Genomic DNA, 15052 nt, shown 5'->3' on the forward strand with positions numbered 1-15052 from the left:
ATAGAATATAGGACAGGCATAACTCCTAGATTGCAGGATACTGTCTTCATCCCCATCGGTGCCGCTGAGGGTGTTGGGATTGGGCGCGTAGACGAGACAGGATGTCGAGTCTGGTTCGGCCGAACAGGGATGTGAGTCCGAACCAGTAGCGAGCAATCCCATAAAGCCGAGGGGCTTTCGGCGCCGTCTGGGGCGGCAGGGACTCTTATTCATAAATCGGCAAGAGGGGATTGCTGTAGATCCCCTCTTGGTCGGGTGTGGGTTGGCGAGTGTCGCAAAGCGACAGGCTTACGAACGAGAACCAGGGATGGCGAGCTGGCCATTAAGCATGGATGCATTTGACCCACGACCTTAAGCCGCTTGAAAAGCGGCTCTACAGAACAAGACAAGTCACCCCAATGGCAATTGGAACTGTCGGAAAGCCGGGATAAAAAGGGCGCCCGATGGCGCCCTTTTCAGAGGTTATCAATGATGCTTATCGTAAGCATCCAAGGCTTACAGCGCCTTCAAAATCGCCTCGACACTGTCCTTGGCATCGCCAAACAACATCTGGGTGTTATCGCGGAAGAACAGCGGGTTCTGTACCCCGGCGTAGCCTGTGTTCATGGAGCGCTTAAAGCCGATAACGGTTTGGGCTTTCCATACTTCCAGCACCGGCATACCGGCGATGGGGCTGGCTGGGTCTTCCGAGGCCGCCGGGTTTACGGTGTCGTTGGCACCAATCACCAGCACTACGTCGGTCTCGGGGAAGTCGTCATTGATTTCATCCATTTCCAGCACTATGTCGTAAGGCACCTTGGCCTCGGCCAGGAGTACGTTCATGTGGCCCGGCAGACGACCGGCAACCGGGTGGATACCGAAGCGTACTTCAATACCACGGTCACGCAGCTTCTGGGTGATTTCGGCCACTGGATACTGGGCCTGTGCCACTGCCATACCGTAGCCGGGGGTGATGATGACTGAGCTTGCGTTTTTCAGCATGTCGGCCACATCTTCGGCGTTGGTTTCGCGGTATTCACCCAGGTCTTCATCACCGCTGGATACGGCACCGTCAGTACCAAAGCCACCGGCAATCACCGAGATAAACGAGCGGTTCATCGCCTTACACATGATGTAAGACAGGATGGCACCGGAGGAGCCCACCAGGGCACCGGTAACGATCAGCAGGTCGTTGGAGAGCATAAAGCCCGCCGCCGCGGCCGCCCAGCCTGAGTAGGAGTTCAGCATCGACACCACCACTGGCATGTCGGCGCCGCCGATGCTTGCCACCAGATGCCAGCCAAAGGCGAAGGCAATCAGGGTCATGATGATAAGCGGCAGCATGGCGCCGTCGGCTTTGACAAACAGCACCATCAGGCCGAAGGATACCAATACCGCCAGCAGGTTCAGCTTGTGGCGATGGGGCAGCATCAGTGGCTTGGAGGAAATCAGCCCGCGCAGCTTACCAAAGGCGACCACAGAGCCGGTGAAGGTCACGGCACCGATAAAGACGCCAAGGAACACTTCCACCAGATGGATGCTGAGCATGGCTCCGGAGAGGTGATGACCTTCGGCGGCTTTGCTGGCTTCCTGCAATGCGGCTTTGGCGGCTTCCAGGCTCTGGTCGATGTCGCCACCTACGCTAATCACCACTTCGGTGACCGCCTGGGGATGCAGGTCGATAAAGCTGTTAAAGCCAACCAGAACCGCAGCCATACCCACAAAGCTGTGGAGAATGGCCACCAGTTCCGGCATCTCGGTCATTTCCACCTTGAGGGCCAGACGCACGCCAATGGCGCCGCCGATAACCATGGCGAGAATAATCCAGTGTACGCCACTGGTTTCCGGGTTGAGGATAGTGGCAATAAGCGCAATGCTCATGCCGGTGATACCAAAGAGGTTACCCTGCTTGGCGGTCTCCTGACGGGACAGGCCCGCGAGACTCAAAATAAAACACAGCGCTGCTACTATGTAGGCTGCTGTTACCAGTCCTTGAGACACAGTGATTCCCCCTTAATCCTTACGGAACATCTTCAGCATGCGATGAGTGACAGTAAAGCCACCGAAGATGTTGATACTGGCAATAAGCACGGCGACAAAGGCCAGCGCGGTAACCAGGGTCGAGCCGCCGCCAATCTGCAGCAGTGCGCCCACCACGATAATGCCCGAAATGGCATTGGTGACCGACATCAGCGGCGTGTGCAGCGCGTGAGTTACGTTCCACACCACGTAGTAGCCCACCACGCAGGAGAGCAAAAACACGGTGAAGTGGGACAAGAACTCAGGCGGTGCAACGCTTGCCACGGCGCCAAAGCCAATCAGACCCAAAGCGCCCAGAATGTACTTGAGCTTGGAAGGCTCCTTGGGCTCGGCTTTTTTCAGCTCTACCTTGGGGGCGGCCTTGGCCGGAGCGGCAGACACGGAAATCTGTGGTGGCGGGAAGGTCACTTCACCGGCTTTGACCACAGTCATGTTGCGCATCACTACATCGTCAAAGTCGATAACGGCATTGCCGTCTTTGTCTTTGCACATCAGCTTCATCAGGTTCACCAGGTTGGTGCCGTAAAGCTGGGAAGACTGCGCAGGCAGGCGGCCTGGCAGGTCGGTGTAACCAATCACCTTCACGCCGTTTGCAGTCACAAACAGCTCGCCCGGGACCGTGTATTCACAGTTACCGCCGGTGGCGGCCGCCATGTCCACAATCACAGAGCCGCTCTTCATCGAATCCACCATTTCCTTGGTGATAAGACGCGGTGCTGGCTTACCCGGAATAAGGGCGGTGGTAACAATAATGTCCACTTCTTTGGCCTGTTCGGCAAAGAGGGCCATCTCGGCCTTGATAAACTCTTCACTCATGACCTTGGCGTAGCCGTCGGAGGATGAGCCGTCTTCGCCGCCGAAGTCGAGTTTGAGGAATTGGCCACCCATGGACTCGATTTGCTCTGCCACTTCCAGGCGTGTGTCAAAGGCGCGAACCACGGCGCCGAGGGAGCCTGCGGTACCAATGGCGGCAAGACCGGCCACACCGGCACCAATCACCAGCACCTTGGCGGGCGGGACCTTACCGGCTGCGGTGATCTGGCCCGTGAAGAAGCGGCCAAACTCGTGGGCGGCTTCCACCACGGCGCGGTAGCCGCCGATGTTGGCCATGGATGACAGGGCATCCAGCGACTGGGCGCGGGAAATACGCGGCACCATGTCCATCGCCATTACGTTGATATTGCGCTGTGATAATTTCTCAACCAGCTCAGGGTTCTGAGCGGGCCAGATAAAACTCACCAAGGTTGCGCCGTCTTTGATTTCTTTTATTTCATCTTCGGTTGGGGCATTGACCTTAAAAATAAGGTCAGCCTGCCATACGGAGGGTACTACGCTGGCACCCGCCGCCTCGAAGGCTGCATCACTGAAGCTGGCAAGGGTGCCGGCACCAGATTCGATAGCCACTTCAAAGCCGAGCTTTTTAAGTTGCTCTACCGTGGCCGGGGTCGCAGCGACCCGGGTTTCACCGGCGAGACTCTCTCTCGGAATTCCAATTTGCATGACGATTCCCTGATGGTTGAAAAAACATGAACACACCGTGTCCTGTGTCGGGCGAAACAGGGCAAGACTGATTGAACCGTTCGGTTCAAGCGACTGTCTGTAGGGGACAGAGCTTTCCACGGCGTGAGCTCATTGTGGCAAGTCTTCCTGCTGACACAAGCGCATATTCTTCATGTGGCGACTTAAGCCACTGGTCGGAGCAAAAATTTTGCGCCAAGCCACACTTTTGTAGCTTAAAAAATCGACTCTGCATATTCCTAAAGTGAATTAAAAATTAATATTTATTCTTTTTTGCTTTGGAAAAACTTCACTAAGCTAGCATCCATCAAAATGTCACTGGGTCGTCCTCATGCTGTTAAAAGAATTATCATCCCTCGCGTCCCCGCTCAGTGCCGAGCAGGTGGACAAGCTCAAGACACTGACCTTTGAGCTCAATGCCGTGCAACTGGCCTGGGTCAGTGGTTATCTGGCTGCAAACGCGCAATTTGCCGCTGGCGGGGCTTTTGCTGCAGCACCAGCAGCCCAGGAAGCAGCTACCTTAACTGTGCTTTACGCATCGCAGACCGGCAATGCCAAAGGCGTGGCCAGTAAAATCAAAGCGGCGGCCGAAAGCCGTGGCTTAGCTGTGCAGTTGCAGGACATTGCCTCGTATAAAACCAATGCGTTGGCAAAAGAGAAATTCTTAATCATTGTTGCCTCGACCTATGGCGAGGGTGAGCCACCCGAGAGCGCGGTGAGTTTCTATAAGTTCCTGTTTGGTAAAAAAGCACCTAAGTTACCCGAGCTGCAATTTGCCGTGTTGGGCCTTGGCGATACCAGCTATGAGTTTTTCTGCAAAACCGCCACTGACTTTGACAGCCAACTGGCTGCATTAGGTGCAAAACGCCTGCATGAACCGGCCCTGCTGGATGTTGATTATGGCGACGGCGCGAAAAACTGGCAGGAAGCGGCCTTGGATGTGTTTGCACCGCTGCTTAAAGCATCTGGCGCCGCCAGCGAGAAAGTGATTGCATGGCCAGGCGCGACTGGCACCGCGGCTAGCCACAGCCAGTATGATAAGCAAAACCCAGCCACAGCTGAGTTAAGTGTTAATCAAAAGATCACGGCGCGTAATTCCACCAAAGACGTGCGTCATATCGAGATCTCGCTGGAAGGCACCGGCCTGACCTATCAGCCGGGTGACGCGTTAGGGGTGTATTTCCGCAATGCACCTGAGCTTGTCGCCAGCGTGCTGGCCGCCACAGGGTTAACCGGCAGCGAGCAGGTTGAACTGTCTGGCAAAACCTTAACGTTGCAAGCGGCGTTAACCGACGAGCTGGAGCTTACCCAAGCTTATCCTTCGCTGGTGACCAAGTACGCAGAGGCGAGCAACAATGCCGAACTGCAAGCGCTTGGCGCGGACAAGGACGCGCTGCGCGCTTATCTGGCCGATAAGCAAAGCGCCGATGTGATTGTGCAAAACCCTGCCAACATCAGCGCACAGCAGCTGGTGGACAGCCTGCGCAAAGTGCAGCCACGCCTGTATTCCATCGCCTCAAGCCAAGCCGAAGTGGGCGAAGAAGTGCATTTAACCGTGGGCGTGGTGCGTTACGATGCCTTTGACAGCACCCATTTGGGTGGCGCGTCAGGCTTTTTGGCTGAGCGCCTGGCCGAAGGTGAGCCGGTGAAAGTCTTTGTTGAACACAATGACAACTTCCGCCTGCCAAGCCCCGATACGCCAGTGTTGATGATTGGCCCTGGCACAGGTATTGCGCCGTTTAGGGCGTTCTTGCAAGAGCGTGATAACGCAGGTGCGACCGGCCAAAACTGGCTGTTCTTTGGCAACCCGCATTTCACCCGTGATTTCTTATATCAGGTGGAGCTTCAAGACTACTTGAAGCGTGGCGTGTTAACCCACCTGGATGTGGCATTTAGCCGCGACCAAGCACAAAAAGTGTATGTGCAGGACAAACTGACAGCCAAAGGCGCCGAAGTCTGGTCTTGGCTGCAACAAGGCGCCCACTTATATATTTGTGGTGACGGCAACCGAATGGCCAAAGATGTGCATCAGGCGTTATTGCACATTGCCCAAACCCACGGTGGCTTGTCTGCCGAAGCAGCCGACGAATATTTAGAAGAGTTACGCGAGAGCAAACGTTATCAGAAGGATGTTTATTAATGAGCCAGTATCCAATTAAGCCTGAACTGCAAGTGCAGGGCCAGTTGTCTGATAACGAGCGCCTGAAAGCTGAAAGCAACCACTTGCGTGGCACTATCACCACAGATCTAAAAGACGAAATTACCGGTGGTTTTACCGGTGATAACTTCATGTTGGTGCGTTTTCACGGCATGTATCAGCAAGATGACCGCGATTTACGGGCTGAACGCGCAGAGCAAAAGCTGGAGCCGCTGCACAATGTGATGCTGCGGGCGCGCATGCCCGGCGGCATTATCAAACCTGAGCAATGGCTGGCGATTGATGAGTTTGCCCGCGAGCACACCATGTACGGCTCAATTCGGTTAACTACCCGTCAGACTTTCCAGTTCCATGGCGTGTTTAAACCGAACATCAAGCCGATGCACCAGATGCTGAACAAAATCGGCATCGACTCGATTGCCACCGCCGGTGACGTAAACCGCAACGTGCTGTGTACCTCAAACCCGGTGGAATCGGAGTTGCACCAGCAAGCCTATGAGTGGGCTGCGAAAATCTCTGAACACCTGCTGCCAAAAACCCGCGCCTATGCCGAGATTTGGCTGGGTGAGGAAAAAGTAGAAACCACGGAAACCGAGCCGGTGCTGGGTGATAGCTACCTGCCGCGTAAGTTTAAAACCACAGTGGTGATCCCACCGCACAACGATGTCGACGTTCATGCCAATGACCTGAACTTTGTCGCTATCGCCGAAAATGGCCAGTTGGTTGGTTTTAACGTGTTGGTTGGTGGCGGCCTTGCGATGACCCACGGCGATAAATCGACTTATCCGCGCCGGGCAGAAGATTTGGGCTTTATCGGTCTTGAGCATGTGCTGAAAGTCGCAGAGCACGTGGTGACTGTGCAGCGTGACTACGGTGATCGGGTTAACCGCAAAAATGCCAAAACCAAATACACGATAGATCGTATCGGCGTCGATGCTTTTAAAGCAGAAGTGGAACAACGGGTTGGCGTGGCCTTTGGCCCAAGCCGTCCTTACGAGTTTACCCACCGCGGCGATCGCTTTGGTTGGGTGGAAGGCATTGATGGCAAGCACCATTTAACCCTGTTTATCGAAAACGGCCGTTTGCTGGATTACCCGGGTAAGCCGCTGAAAACCGGTGTTGCTGAAATTGCCAAAGTGCATAAAGGCGATTTGCGCATGACGGCAAACCAGAACCTCATCATCGCAGGGGTTGCCGCTGAAGATAAAGCGCAGATTGAGCAGTTGGCCCGCGAGCATGGTCTGCTAGAGAACGTCACCACCCAGCGTAAAAACTCGATGGCGTGCGTGTCACTGCCAACCTGTCCGCTGGCGATGGCCGAAGCCGAACGCTACCTGCCAACGTTGGTCACCCACGTTGAAGGCATTTTAAGCAAGCACGGCATTGCAGACGACCATATCATCCTGCGCGTCGTGGGCTGCCCCAATGGCTGTGGCCGCGCCATGTTGGCTGAAGCCGGTTTAGTGGGCCGTGGTCCGGGCAAATACAACCTGTATCTGGGTGGTAACACTGCCGGTACCCGTATTCCAAAATTGTATTTGGATAACGTAGCCGAAGCGGAAATTCTGGCGGCACTGGATAGCTTGATTGGCCGCTGGTCTGTTGAGCGCAACCCAGGTGAATGTTTTGGTGATTTTGTGATCCGGGTGGGTGTTGTTGCCGAAGTGAAAGTCAGTAAAACCGACTTCCACGCCTGAGACCAGTCAGGGGGAAGCAAGGCTTCCCCCGTTTGTTTTGGCCGCTCGTTGGCCTGTGCCAAGACGTGAAGCGTCGCCAGAACCCTTGGAGATAAGCATGAATTATCACGATTTACTCAGTCTGGACGCAGCCGAGCAAGCGGCCGCGCTTGAGGACATCAATCTACAGCTGGCTAAGGCCACGCCTACAGAGCGGGTAGAATTTGCGCTGCGTGAATTACCCGGCGAGCATATTTTAAGTTCCAGTTTTGGTATCCAGGCGGCAGTGATGCTGCATTTGGTGACCCAGGTAAAAAGCGATGTGCCTGTGGTGCTAACCGATACCGGGTATTTGTTCCCCGAGACTTACCGCTTTATCGATGAGCTGACCGAGCGTTTAAAACTGAATCTGCAGGTGTACCGCTCGCCGCTGACTGCCGCCTGGCAGGAAGCCCGCTTCGGTAAGCTGTGGGAGCAGGGGCTGGACGGCCTGGAGCGCTACAACCGTATCAACAAGGTTGAGCCTATGCAGCGGGCACTGGAAGAGCTTGACGTGGGTACCTGGTTTGCCGGCCTGCGTCGCACTCAGGCCTCGACCCGTGAAGCGCTGCCTATCCTTGCCATTCACGGTAAGCGTTTTAAATTGCTGCCGATTATTGAGTGGAGCAACAAGGATGTGCATGAATACCTGACCAAGTTCGGACTGCCTTACCACCCGCTGTGGGAGCAGGGCTATGTGTCTGTGGGCGATACCCACTCCACCAAACCGCTGGAGCTGGGCATGAGTGAAGAAGATACCCGCTTCAATGGCATGAAGCGCGAGTGTGGTCTGCACTACGAAATCTAAGGGAGATGCAAACAAAAACGCCGGCAATCGCCGGCGTTTTTTATGGGGAACTCAATTGTCAGCCATGGCCCTTGGCGGCATGGATAGCGGTTATCACGTCTTTTTCGCTAAGCTCGCCTGGCAGAATTCTGCCCTTTGGCAGCGACGGGCCGTAGACCTTATTAAAGGGGGCGCCCGGCGCGGCGACATTGCCGTAATAAGGCGCGATACGTTCGGCTTCCTGGCTCCAGTTGGCTTGCATCAGTACCACCTTGCCTGACAGCAGGGTGCTGACTACCTCGGGGCGATGCAGCACGCCAACCCGATTGGTCTGGCAGGCCATGCACCAGTCAGAGTGCAAATCGACAAATACGGTATAGCCGCCCTGAACCAGCATGGGGATTTTATCCACCGCCAGCGGCTGCCACAGCAGTTCACGGTAATCCTGCTGATCGCTGGCTCTATGCACAAAATAGGTGGCCGAGCCCACCATCAGCGCCATCAGGCCAATCACGGGTATGACCGCCAGCGGTATGGGTTTGCCCTTGCTGCGGGCAATGATCAGCGCCACCACGGCGGTAACAAGAAGCAGGGTCATCAGGGTGCTGAGAGTGAGGATCATCGGTTATTCCTTATGCAATCACCCCTTCAGCATAAAGAAGCGCCCTTAAGCCAAGGTGAAAGCGGCCGACTGTACGGCCGCCCTTTGACCTGGCGCACACCCCGAATTGCGCCGTTATGGGGCGAAGAACACCGATTCCTGTCGGACAGTTTCTGAGTCATCCCCGTTATCGCTCACCCTGAATACAAGCTTGCTGCGACTGTCTGGAAAGGTGCCAGTCGCCGTCAGCGTCAACGGCAGCTCAATTTGCTCGCCGGGCCCAATGCTGACAAAACTCGCCGAAACTGCCAGCGGCATTGGGCTTACCACCGTGATGCTGTATTCCCGTGGCTGCTGGGTTTTGTTGCGGATTTTCAAAAGGTAAGTATTTTCGAGGCCGCCGGTGCCGGTTTGACGATAGAGGCTTTGGCGGTCACGCAGCACATTGAGTTCGATAGCGCTGCGGCTTGCCATATCCAGCCCCATGGTGGTGAGGATAACCACCAGTGCCAGGCCATAGCCGATAAAACGTTTGCGCTGCCACAATGGCGGCGTTTGCCCCTTAAGCTCGGCCTCACTGGTGAAGGCGATAAGGTCGGGTTTGTAGCCAAAATTGGCCATGGTCTGATTACAGGCATCGACACAGGCGCCGCAGTTAATGCACTCATACTGCAGGCCATTGCGAATATCGATGCCGGTGGGGCACACCTCAACGCACAGATTGCAGTCGACGCAGTCGCCAAGGTCGGTGGCGGCCTTACGCTTGCGTGGCCCCCGGCTTTCGCCCCGGGCTGCATCGTAAGTTACTGTTTTGGTGAACTCATCAAACATGGCCGACTGAAACCGGGCGTAGGGGCAGCAATGCAGGCACATTTGCTCGCGCATCCACCCAGCGTTGAGGTAGGTACAAATAGCAAAAAACCACACCCAGGCGGTGTCCCAGAATCCGGCATTGAAGCTGAAGATGGCCGGGTAAAGCTCCCGCGCCGGTACAAAATAGGCGATAAAGCCGCAGCCGGTCAGCAGTGACATCAGTAGCCAACTGCTGTGCTTCCCAACACGTTTGGCGAGTTTTTCCCGGCTCCAGGGCGCCTTGTCGAGCTTGATGCGTTGATTGCGGCTGCCTTCAAACTTCTCTTCGACCCAGGCAAACATAAAGGTCCACTGGGTTTGTGGGCATAAGAAGCCGCACCAGACCCGGCCCCAAAACAGAGTCACGAAAAACAGACCAAAGGCGGCGGCAATAAACACCCAGGCCAGCAGGGTAAAATCCTGGGGCCACAGACTGGTGCCAAAGAAGTAAAACTGCTGATTGCTCAAATCAAACCAGATGGCCTGGCGGCCGTGCCAGCTGATAAAGGGCAGCAGAAAAAACAGCACAATCAGGCCTGCACCTGAGGCAGTGCGCCAGCGCTGAAACAGCCCTGACTGGCTTCGAAACTGAATTTTGCCACTGCTTTTGGCCGCCGTTTTTGGGGAGGGTTTATGGCCAGTTGAAGGCTGTATTGCTGAAGGCTCTCTTTTCGCTGAAGGCTCTTTTGCGGCTGAAGGCTCTCTTGCTGCTGAAGGCTCTTGGTCTGCGGATGGGATAAAAGTGACGGGAATGCTTCCCTGAGATTGATTGCTTTGTTGCACCTTGGTTGTTCCTGAATGACTCACACAAGGCGTTAATGGCAAGAGTTGTGCCAGTCGAGTGTTGCGCTAACTCATTGATTGTAAATGGATGATGTCTTTAGGTGGCACTATGGGGTCACGATATATCGTTATATTGCGATATATCGTGACTTTTACTGGCATTGAGCTGCACTTTGCATTTGTTTGTTGGCTCAGATGGGGGGAATCGGCAGGCTTCTTGTTATTGACCCAACCCGGGGCGATGGATCTTAAGCTTTTGCATCCGTGAACGCAGGGTGCTTGGGGGCAGCCCCAGGGCTGCTGCGGCGCCGGATGGCCCCGAGATCCGCCAGTGACAGGCATCCAGGGTCGCGCGAATGTGGCTTGCTTCCACTTCGGCCAGGGTGTTTCCCGCCGTTGGCATATTACTGCTGCCAGGGATGGAGCTGACCTTGAGGATAGGTTCGCGGCTCAGAATTGCTTCCCGCTCCAGCAGGTTTTGCAGCTCACGCACATTGCCGGGCCAATTGTACTGTTGCAGCCGCTTAAGGCTGGCGCTGTCGACTCCGGCAAGGGGCTTGCCAAGCTTTTGCGACAGGCCTTTGAGCAGCTGCTGCACCAGCTCGGGAATATCCTCGGTGCGTTGGCGCAGCGGTGGAACCCGCAGCGGAAACACATTCAGGCGGTAGAAAAGATCCATCCGGAATAGCCCCTGTTCGACCCGTTTTTGCAAATCATGGTGACTGGCGGCAATCAGGCGAATATCCACCTTGATGCGTTCGCTGCCGCCGAGGCGTTCAAACTCCTGCTCCTGAATAACCCGCAGCAGCTTGGACTGCGCCTCCAGACTAAGCTCGGCCACTTCATCCAAAAACAAGGTGCCACGGTGGGCCAGCTCGAAGCGGCCCTTGCGACGGCTGCTGGCGCCGGTAAAGGCACCTTTTTCATGGCCGAACAACTCGCTTTCGAGCAGTGACGCCGAGAAGGCGGCGCAGTTTACCGAGATCATCGGTTTGTCGCGGCGACTGCTGAGCTGATGAAGCTCGCGGGCAACCAGCTCCTTGCCTGTGCCGTTCTCGCCCTGAATGAGCACAGTACTGCCGGTGTTGGCCACCAGACGGATTTGTTTTTGCAGATTTTGAATGCACTCGCTGCTGCCGGTGATTTGTGAGGGACCGCGCTTGTCCTCAAGCTCGGCCTGCAGCAGTGAGTTTTCCGATGCCAGCTGCTCTGACAGCGCCTGCACCTGCTCGAGCGCCTGGCGCAGTGACTGCTCGGTTTGCCTTTGTAAACTAATATCGCGAAATATCGCGACTACGCCCTTGAGCTTACCATTCTGCCACACCGGGGTTGAGCTGTAGTGCACCGGAAAGCTGCTGCCATCCTTGCGCCAGAACACTTCATTACTGATTTCCCGGGCCTTGCCGTCTTTCAATGTTTGATAGATGGGGCAGTCTTCCTGGGGATAGTGGCTGCCATCTTCATGGCTGTGGTGGTGGAAGTTATGGATGGTTTTACCGAGCAGTTCCTGTGCCTGCCAGCCGGTCATGCGTTCGGCCGCGGGATTGATAAATACGGCATTCCCATCCAAATCAAAACCATAGATACCTTCGCTGACTGCATCCAGCAGCAGACGATTTTCCGGCAAAAAGCTTTCCTGTTTGGCCATGGGCGTTTCCGGGTGGCGGTGGTATTGAGGGCATTATAGGGCTGGGAGCGCTGGGCGTCATGCTTCTGCTGTGATAAGTCACCAAATATCGTGACTTAATCGCACTTTTGCCAGGCAACGAGAAAGCATTTGCTTGCAATTGTCCTTTTGCCTGAGGCAGACGCAATTTGTACTCTTGCTGTTTTGGCTTTTTTGTTGCCGGAAATCGCCTTAACCCTGTCTCTAAAATAACTACAGGAATGACACCATGAAACGACTGCTTCCCTTGCTGCTGGGGCTGTGCCTGCCGGGATTGGCCTTGGCCGCCGACGATAAAGCGCCCGCAAACAATGCCGCAACGCCTCAGAGCTTTACCACCGAACATCGCGCCGATGTGGGTGGCCAGCGCATGGCCTATAAGGTGGTGGCCGGGGAAACCGTGCTGCAAAACGACAAAGACAAGGATATCGCCTCAATCTTTTCAGTGAGTTATTTCCGCACCGATGTGAAGTCTCCCAAAGCGCGGCCGGTTACCTTTGTGTTTAACGGCGGCCCAGGTTCAGCCTCTTTGTGGTTGCATCTTGGGATCTTTGGCCCCAAGCGGGTGGTGGTACCCGGTGATGCCCGTGATGATGGCGCCGCCCCTTTTACCTTGGTGGATAACCAGTATTCCCTGCTGGACGTATCAGATCTGGTGTTTATCGACCCCGTGGGCACAGGCTTCTCCCGCGCTTTGGGGGAGAGTCAGGGCAAAGACTTCTGGGGTGTGCGTGAAGATGCCGAATCTCTGGCGGAATTCATTCGCATATGGCTTACCGAAAATGGCCGCTGGAACAGCCCCAAGTATCTGGCCGGCGAAAGCTATGGCACCACCCGCGCAGTGGCGCTGTTGGATGAGCTGCAGGGCGGCTGGACCGATATTGCCGTTAATGGTGTGATGCTGATTTCATCTGTGCTGGATTTCAGTCACTCCCGTTTCCAAAACGGCAACAATCAACCCTATATTGGATTTTTGCCGACTATGGCGGCCACGGCCTTCTACCACAATAAGGTGAGTGAGACCGACCGCAGCATGGGCCTGGCCGCCTTTGTAGAGGCCTCGCGCCAGTTTGCTCTGGGTGACTATGCCACGGCGCTGCTGCTTGGGAATCGTCTGGACAAAGACCAATATGATGCCGTGCTCAAACAGCTGGCGCGCTTTACTGGCCTTTCGAGCGAGTATTTGCAGCGGGTGAACCTGCGGGTGTCCGGCAGCCGCTATACCAAGGAGCTGCTGCGTGATCGCAGCCAAACCGTGGGCAGGCTCGACAGCCGCTACACCGGCCGAGACTATGACGATGGCGGCGAGCGAACCGATAACGACCCATCCGGCTACGGCATCGATGCCGCCTACACAGCTGCCATTCACGAATATTTGTTTGGTGAGCTCGGCGTGAAAATCAAACGGCCTTTCAATGTGTTATCTGTTGATGTGAATCGTACTTGGAACTGGCAGATGGGCAATGGCGGCGCGGCCAGCAACGTCAATGTGGCGCCTCTGCTTGGCAAGGCGCAGCGGGAAAACAGCGATCTGCGGGTATTTGTCGCCAATGGTTACTTTGACTTTGCCACGCCTTTTTTCGCCACTGAAAACACTTTTGCTGACAATGGTATTTCCGCCGATGGCGTAACCATGACCTACTATGAGGCCGGGCACATGATGTATATTGAGCCGGCATCCCTCGAGGCATTGGCCCGGGATCTGCGCCAGTTTTATAAAGAAGGCAAAAAGTAATAGCCGCGTCGATTAAGAAACAAGTTTTGGGGGAAAGATGAGTTTCAGTGTTTGGCTGGCCCTGCTGGCCGTGTGTTGTTTGGGGGCCATGTCGCCGGGACCGAGTCTGGCGATGGTGGTGCGCCACACCCTGGGCGGCGGCCGCGGTGCCGGTATTGCCTGCGCCTGGCCCCATGCCCTCGGCATTGGGGTGTACGCACTTATTACCCTGCTGGGGCTGGCGCTGGCCATGAAAGAGGCGCCGCTGCTGTTCAATGGCATTGCGCTGATTGGTGCCCTGTACCTGATGTGGATGGGTTGGGGCGCGCTTAATTCAAAAGGCGGTATGGAGGAGAAGCTGGCGGCGGGCAAGGTCTCTACCCTGAGTGAAGCTGCCCGGGATGGCATTGCCATTTCGCTGTTTAACCCCAAGATTTTGCTGTTCTTTCTGGCGCTGTTCAGCCAGTTTGTGATGGCCTCATCCACACTGGAGGGTAAGGCGATTATCGTGCTGACGCCACTGGTGGTAGATGGTCTGTGGTACACCCTGGTGGCGCTGATGCTGTCGCATCCAAGATTGTTGCCCAAATTGCGTGAGCAGGCGGGGATTATCGACAAGCTGTCGGGAGCAATTTTAATCCTGCTTGGCCTGCGGGTGATCTGGACCCTGTGGCAGGGGATTTGACGAGTTAGCCGCGCATGAAAAAGGCCGCATGATGCGGCCTTTTTGCTGGATAAAAAACGGCGCTCAGAGCTTAAAGGTCTGCACGGCGTTATCAATAGCAGGCTCGGCTTCCGGGGTGGCGACCACTGGCGGATTGGCAATATGGTCGTCGAGATTGTCGTTCAGCATGTCCTGATAATCATCACTGAACCACTTGAGGGCATTGGCCTTTTCTGTCTGCAGATCGGCTGATTTGATGGCGGCCTCGAAGGCGTTGAAGCGCGCGGCCGCAAATCGCAATGCGGTACCTACTTTACCCACATCGCCCTCGGCGGCGCTGAGCTCATTGGCCAGTGAAATAAATTTATCGGCAAGTTCAAACAGGTTGGTATTCGTCTCAGACATAGTCGGGTCCTGTATTTTCATCTTTGCTGATTCTACATGATCCGGCTTTGCTGACCACTGCCTTCGGCCCTGATTGGGATCTGCATCGGCTCTCATCAGGCCGGCAGGCAACTGCGGCTGATTTGGCGGCGACTATGGGGTACACTGCAGCCTTTGAATTTTGACCCGGA

At 55.4% G+C, this 15052-nt stretch carries 11 protein-coding genes; 5 read left to right on the forward strand and 6 right to left on the reverse strand.

Features of this window, described 5'->3' with window-relative positions; all coding sequences use genetic code 11:
- Window positions 1-495: 495 nt before the first annotated feature.
- Together pntB and MJ923_RS10710 are read right to left on the reverse strand one after the other, a co-directional pair.
- The gene (pntB, locus tag MJ923_RS10705) at window positions 496-1980 is read right to left on the reverse strand and encodes a Re/Si-specific NAD(P)(+) transhydrogenase subunit beta (protein ID WP_240591072.1); all 1485 of its coding nucleotides are present in this window, start codon (window positions 1978-1980) and stop codon (window positions 496-498) included.
- 12 nt (window positions 1981-1992) lie between these two features.
- Entirely contained in the window at window positions 1993-3519 is a 1527-nt protein-coding gene (locus MJ923_RS10710) for a Re/Si-specific NAD(P)(+) transhydrogenase subunit alpha (RefSeq protein WP_240591073.1), read from the reverse strand.
- A gap of 349 nt (window positions 3520-3868) precedes the next feature.
- Between MJ923_RS10710 and MJ923_RS10715 the strand changes: the two genes are divergently transcribed.
- The 3 genes from MJ923_RS10715 (at window position 3869) to MJ923_RS10725 (ending at window position 8218) form a co-directional block, all read left to right on the forward strand.
- Entirely contained in the window at window positions 3869-5677 is a 1809-nt protein-coding gene (locus MJ923_RS10715; RefSeq protein ID WP_240591074.1) for an assimilatory sulfite reductase (NADPH) flavoprotein subunit, read from the forward strand.
- A complete protein-coding gene (gene cysI, locus MJ923_RS10720; protein ID WP_240591075.1) occupies window positions 5677-7392 on the forward strand; it encodes an assimilatory sulfite reductase (NADPH) hemoprotein subunit in 1716 nt (571 codons plus the stop codon). Before MJ923_RS10715 ends, cysI begins: the two co-directional genes overlap by 1 nt.
- A gap of 97 nt (window positions 7393-7489) precedes the next feature.
- Entirely contained in the window at window positions 7490-8218 is a 729-nt protein-coding gene (locus MJ923_RS10725) for a phosphoadenylyl-sulfate reductase (RefSeq protein ID WP_240591076.1), read from the forward strand.
- Window positions 8219-8276: 58 nt separating this feature from the next.
- Here the strand turns inward: MJ923_RS10725 and MJ923_RS10730 are convergent, their stop codons facing one another.
- From MJ923_RS10730 to MJ923_RS10740, 3 genes are all read right to left on the reverse strand, one after another.
- Window positions 8277-8819 carry a thioredoxin family protein gene (locus MJ923_RS10730; RefSeq protein ID WP_126168020.1) on the reverse strand — a complete coding sequence of 181 codons (543 nt, stop codon included), beginning with the start codon at window positions 8817-8819 and terminating at the stop codon, window positions 8277-8279.
- Window positions 8820-8933: 114 nt separating this feature from the next.
- On the reverse strand, window positions 8934-10388 hold the full coding sequence (gene ccoG / locus MJ923_RS10735) for a cytochrome c oxidase accessory protein CcoG (protein WP_240591276.1): 1455 nt from the start codon (window positions 10386-10388) through the stop codon (window positions 8934-8936).
- A 265-nt stretch (window positions 10389-10653) separates the two neighbouring features.
- On the reverse strand, window positions 10654-12081 hold the full coding sequence (locus tag MJ923_RS10740) for a sigma-54 interaction domain-containing protein (RefSeq protein WP_240591077.1): 1428 nt from the start codon (window positions 12079-12081) through the stop codon (window positions 10654-10656).
- A 247-nt stretch (window positions 12082-12328) separates the two neighbouring features.
- Here MJ923_RS10740 and MJ923_RS10745 point away from each other — a divergent pair, with 247 nt between their 5' ends.
- A complete protein-coding gene (locus MJ923_RS10745) occupies window positions 12329-13834 on the forward strand; it encodes a S10 family peptidase (RefSeq protein WP_240591078.1) in 1506 nt (501 codons plus the stop codon).
- A 37-nt stretch (window positions 13835-13871) separates the two neighbouring features.
- Window positions 13872-14498 carry a LysE family translocator gene (locus MJ923_RS10750; RefSeq protein WP_240591079.1) on the forward strand — a complete coding sequence of 209 codons (627 nt, stop codon included), beginning with the start codon at window positions 13872-13874 and terminating at the stop codon, window positions 14496-14498.
- A gap of 63 nt (window positions 14499-14561) precedes the next feature.
- Here MJ923_RS10750 and MJ923_RS10755 read toward each other — a convergent pair whose 3' ends face one another.
- Window positions 14562-14882 carry a DUF3144 domain-containing protein gene (locus MJ923_RS10755; RefSeq protein ID WP_240591080.1) on the reverse strand — a complete coding sequence of 107 codons (321 nt, stop codon included), beginning with the start codon at window positions 14880-14882 and terminating at the stop codon, window positions 14562-14564.
- Window positions 14883-15052: the final 170 nt, after the last annotated feature.

It is taken from the genome of Shewanella zhuhaiensis (assembly GCF_022484835.1).
Lineage (GTDB): Bacteria > Pseudomonadota > Gammaproteobacteria > Enterobacterales > Shewanellaceae > Shewanella > Shewanella khirikhana.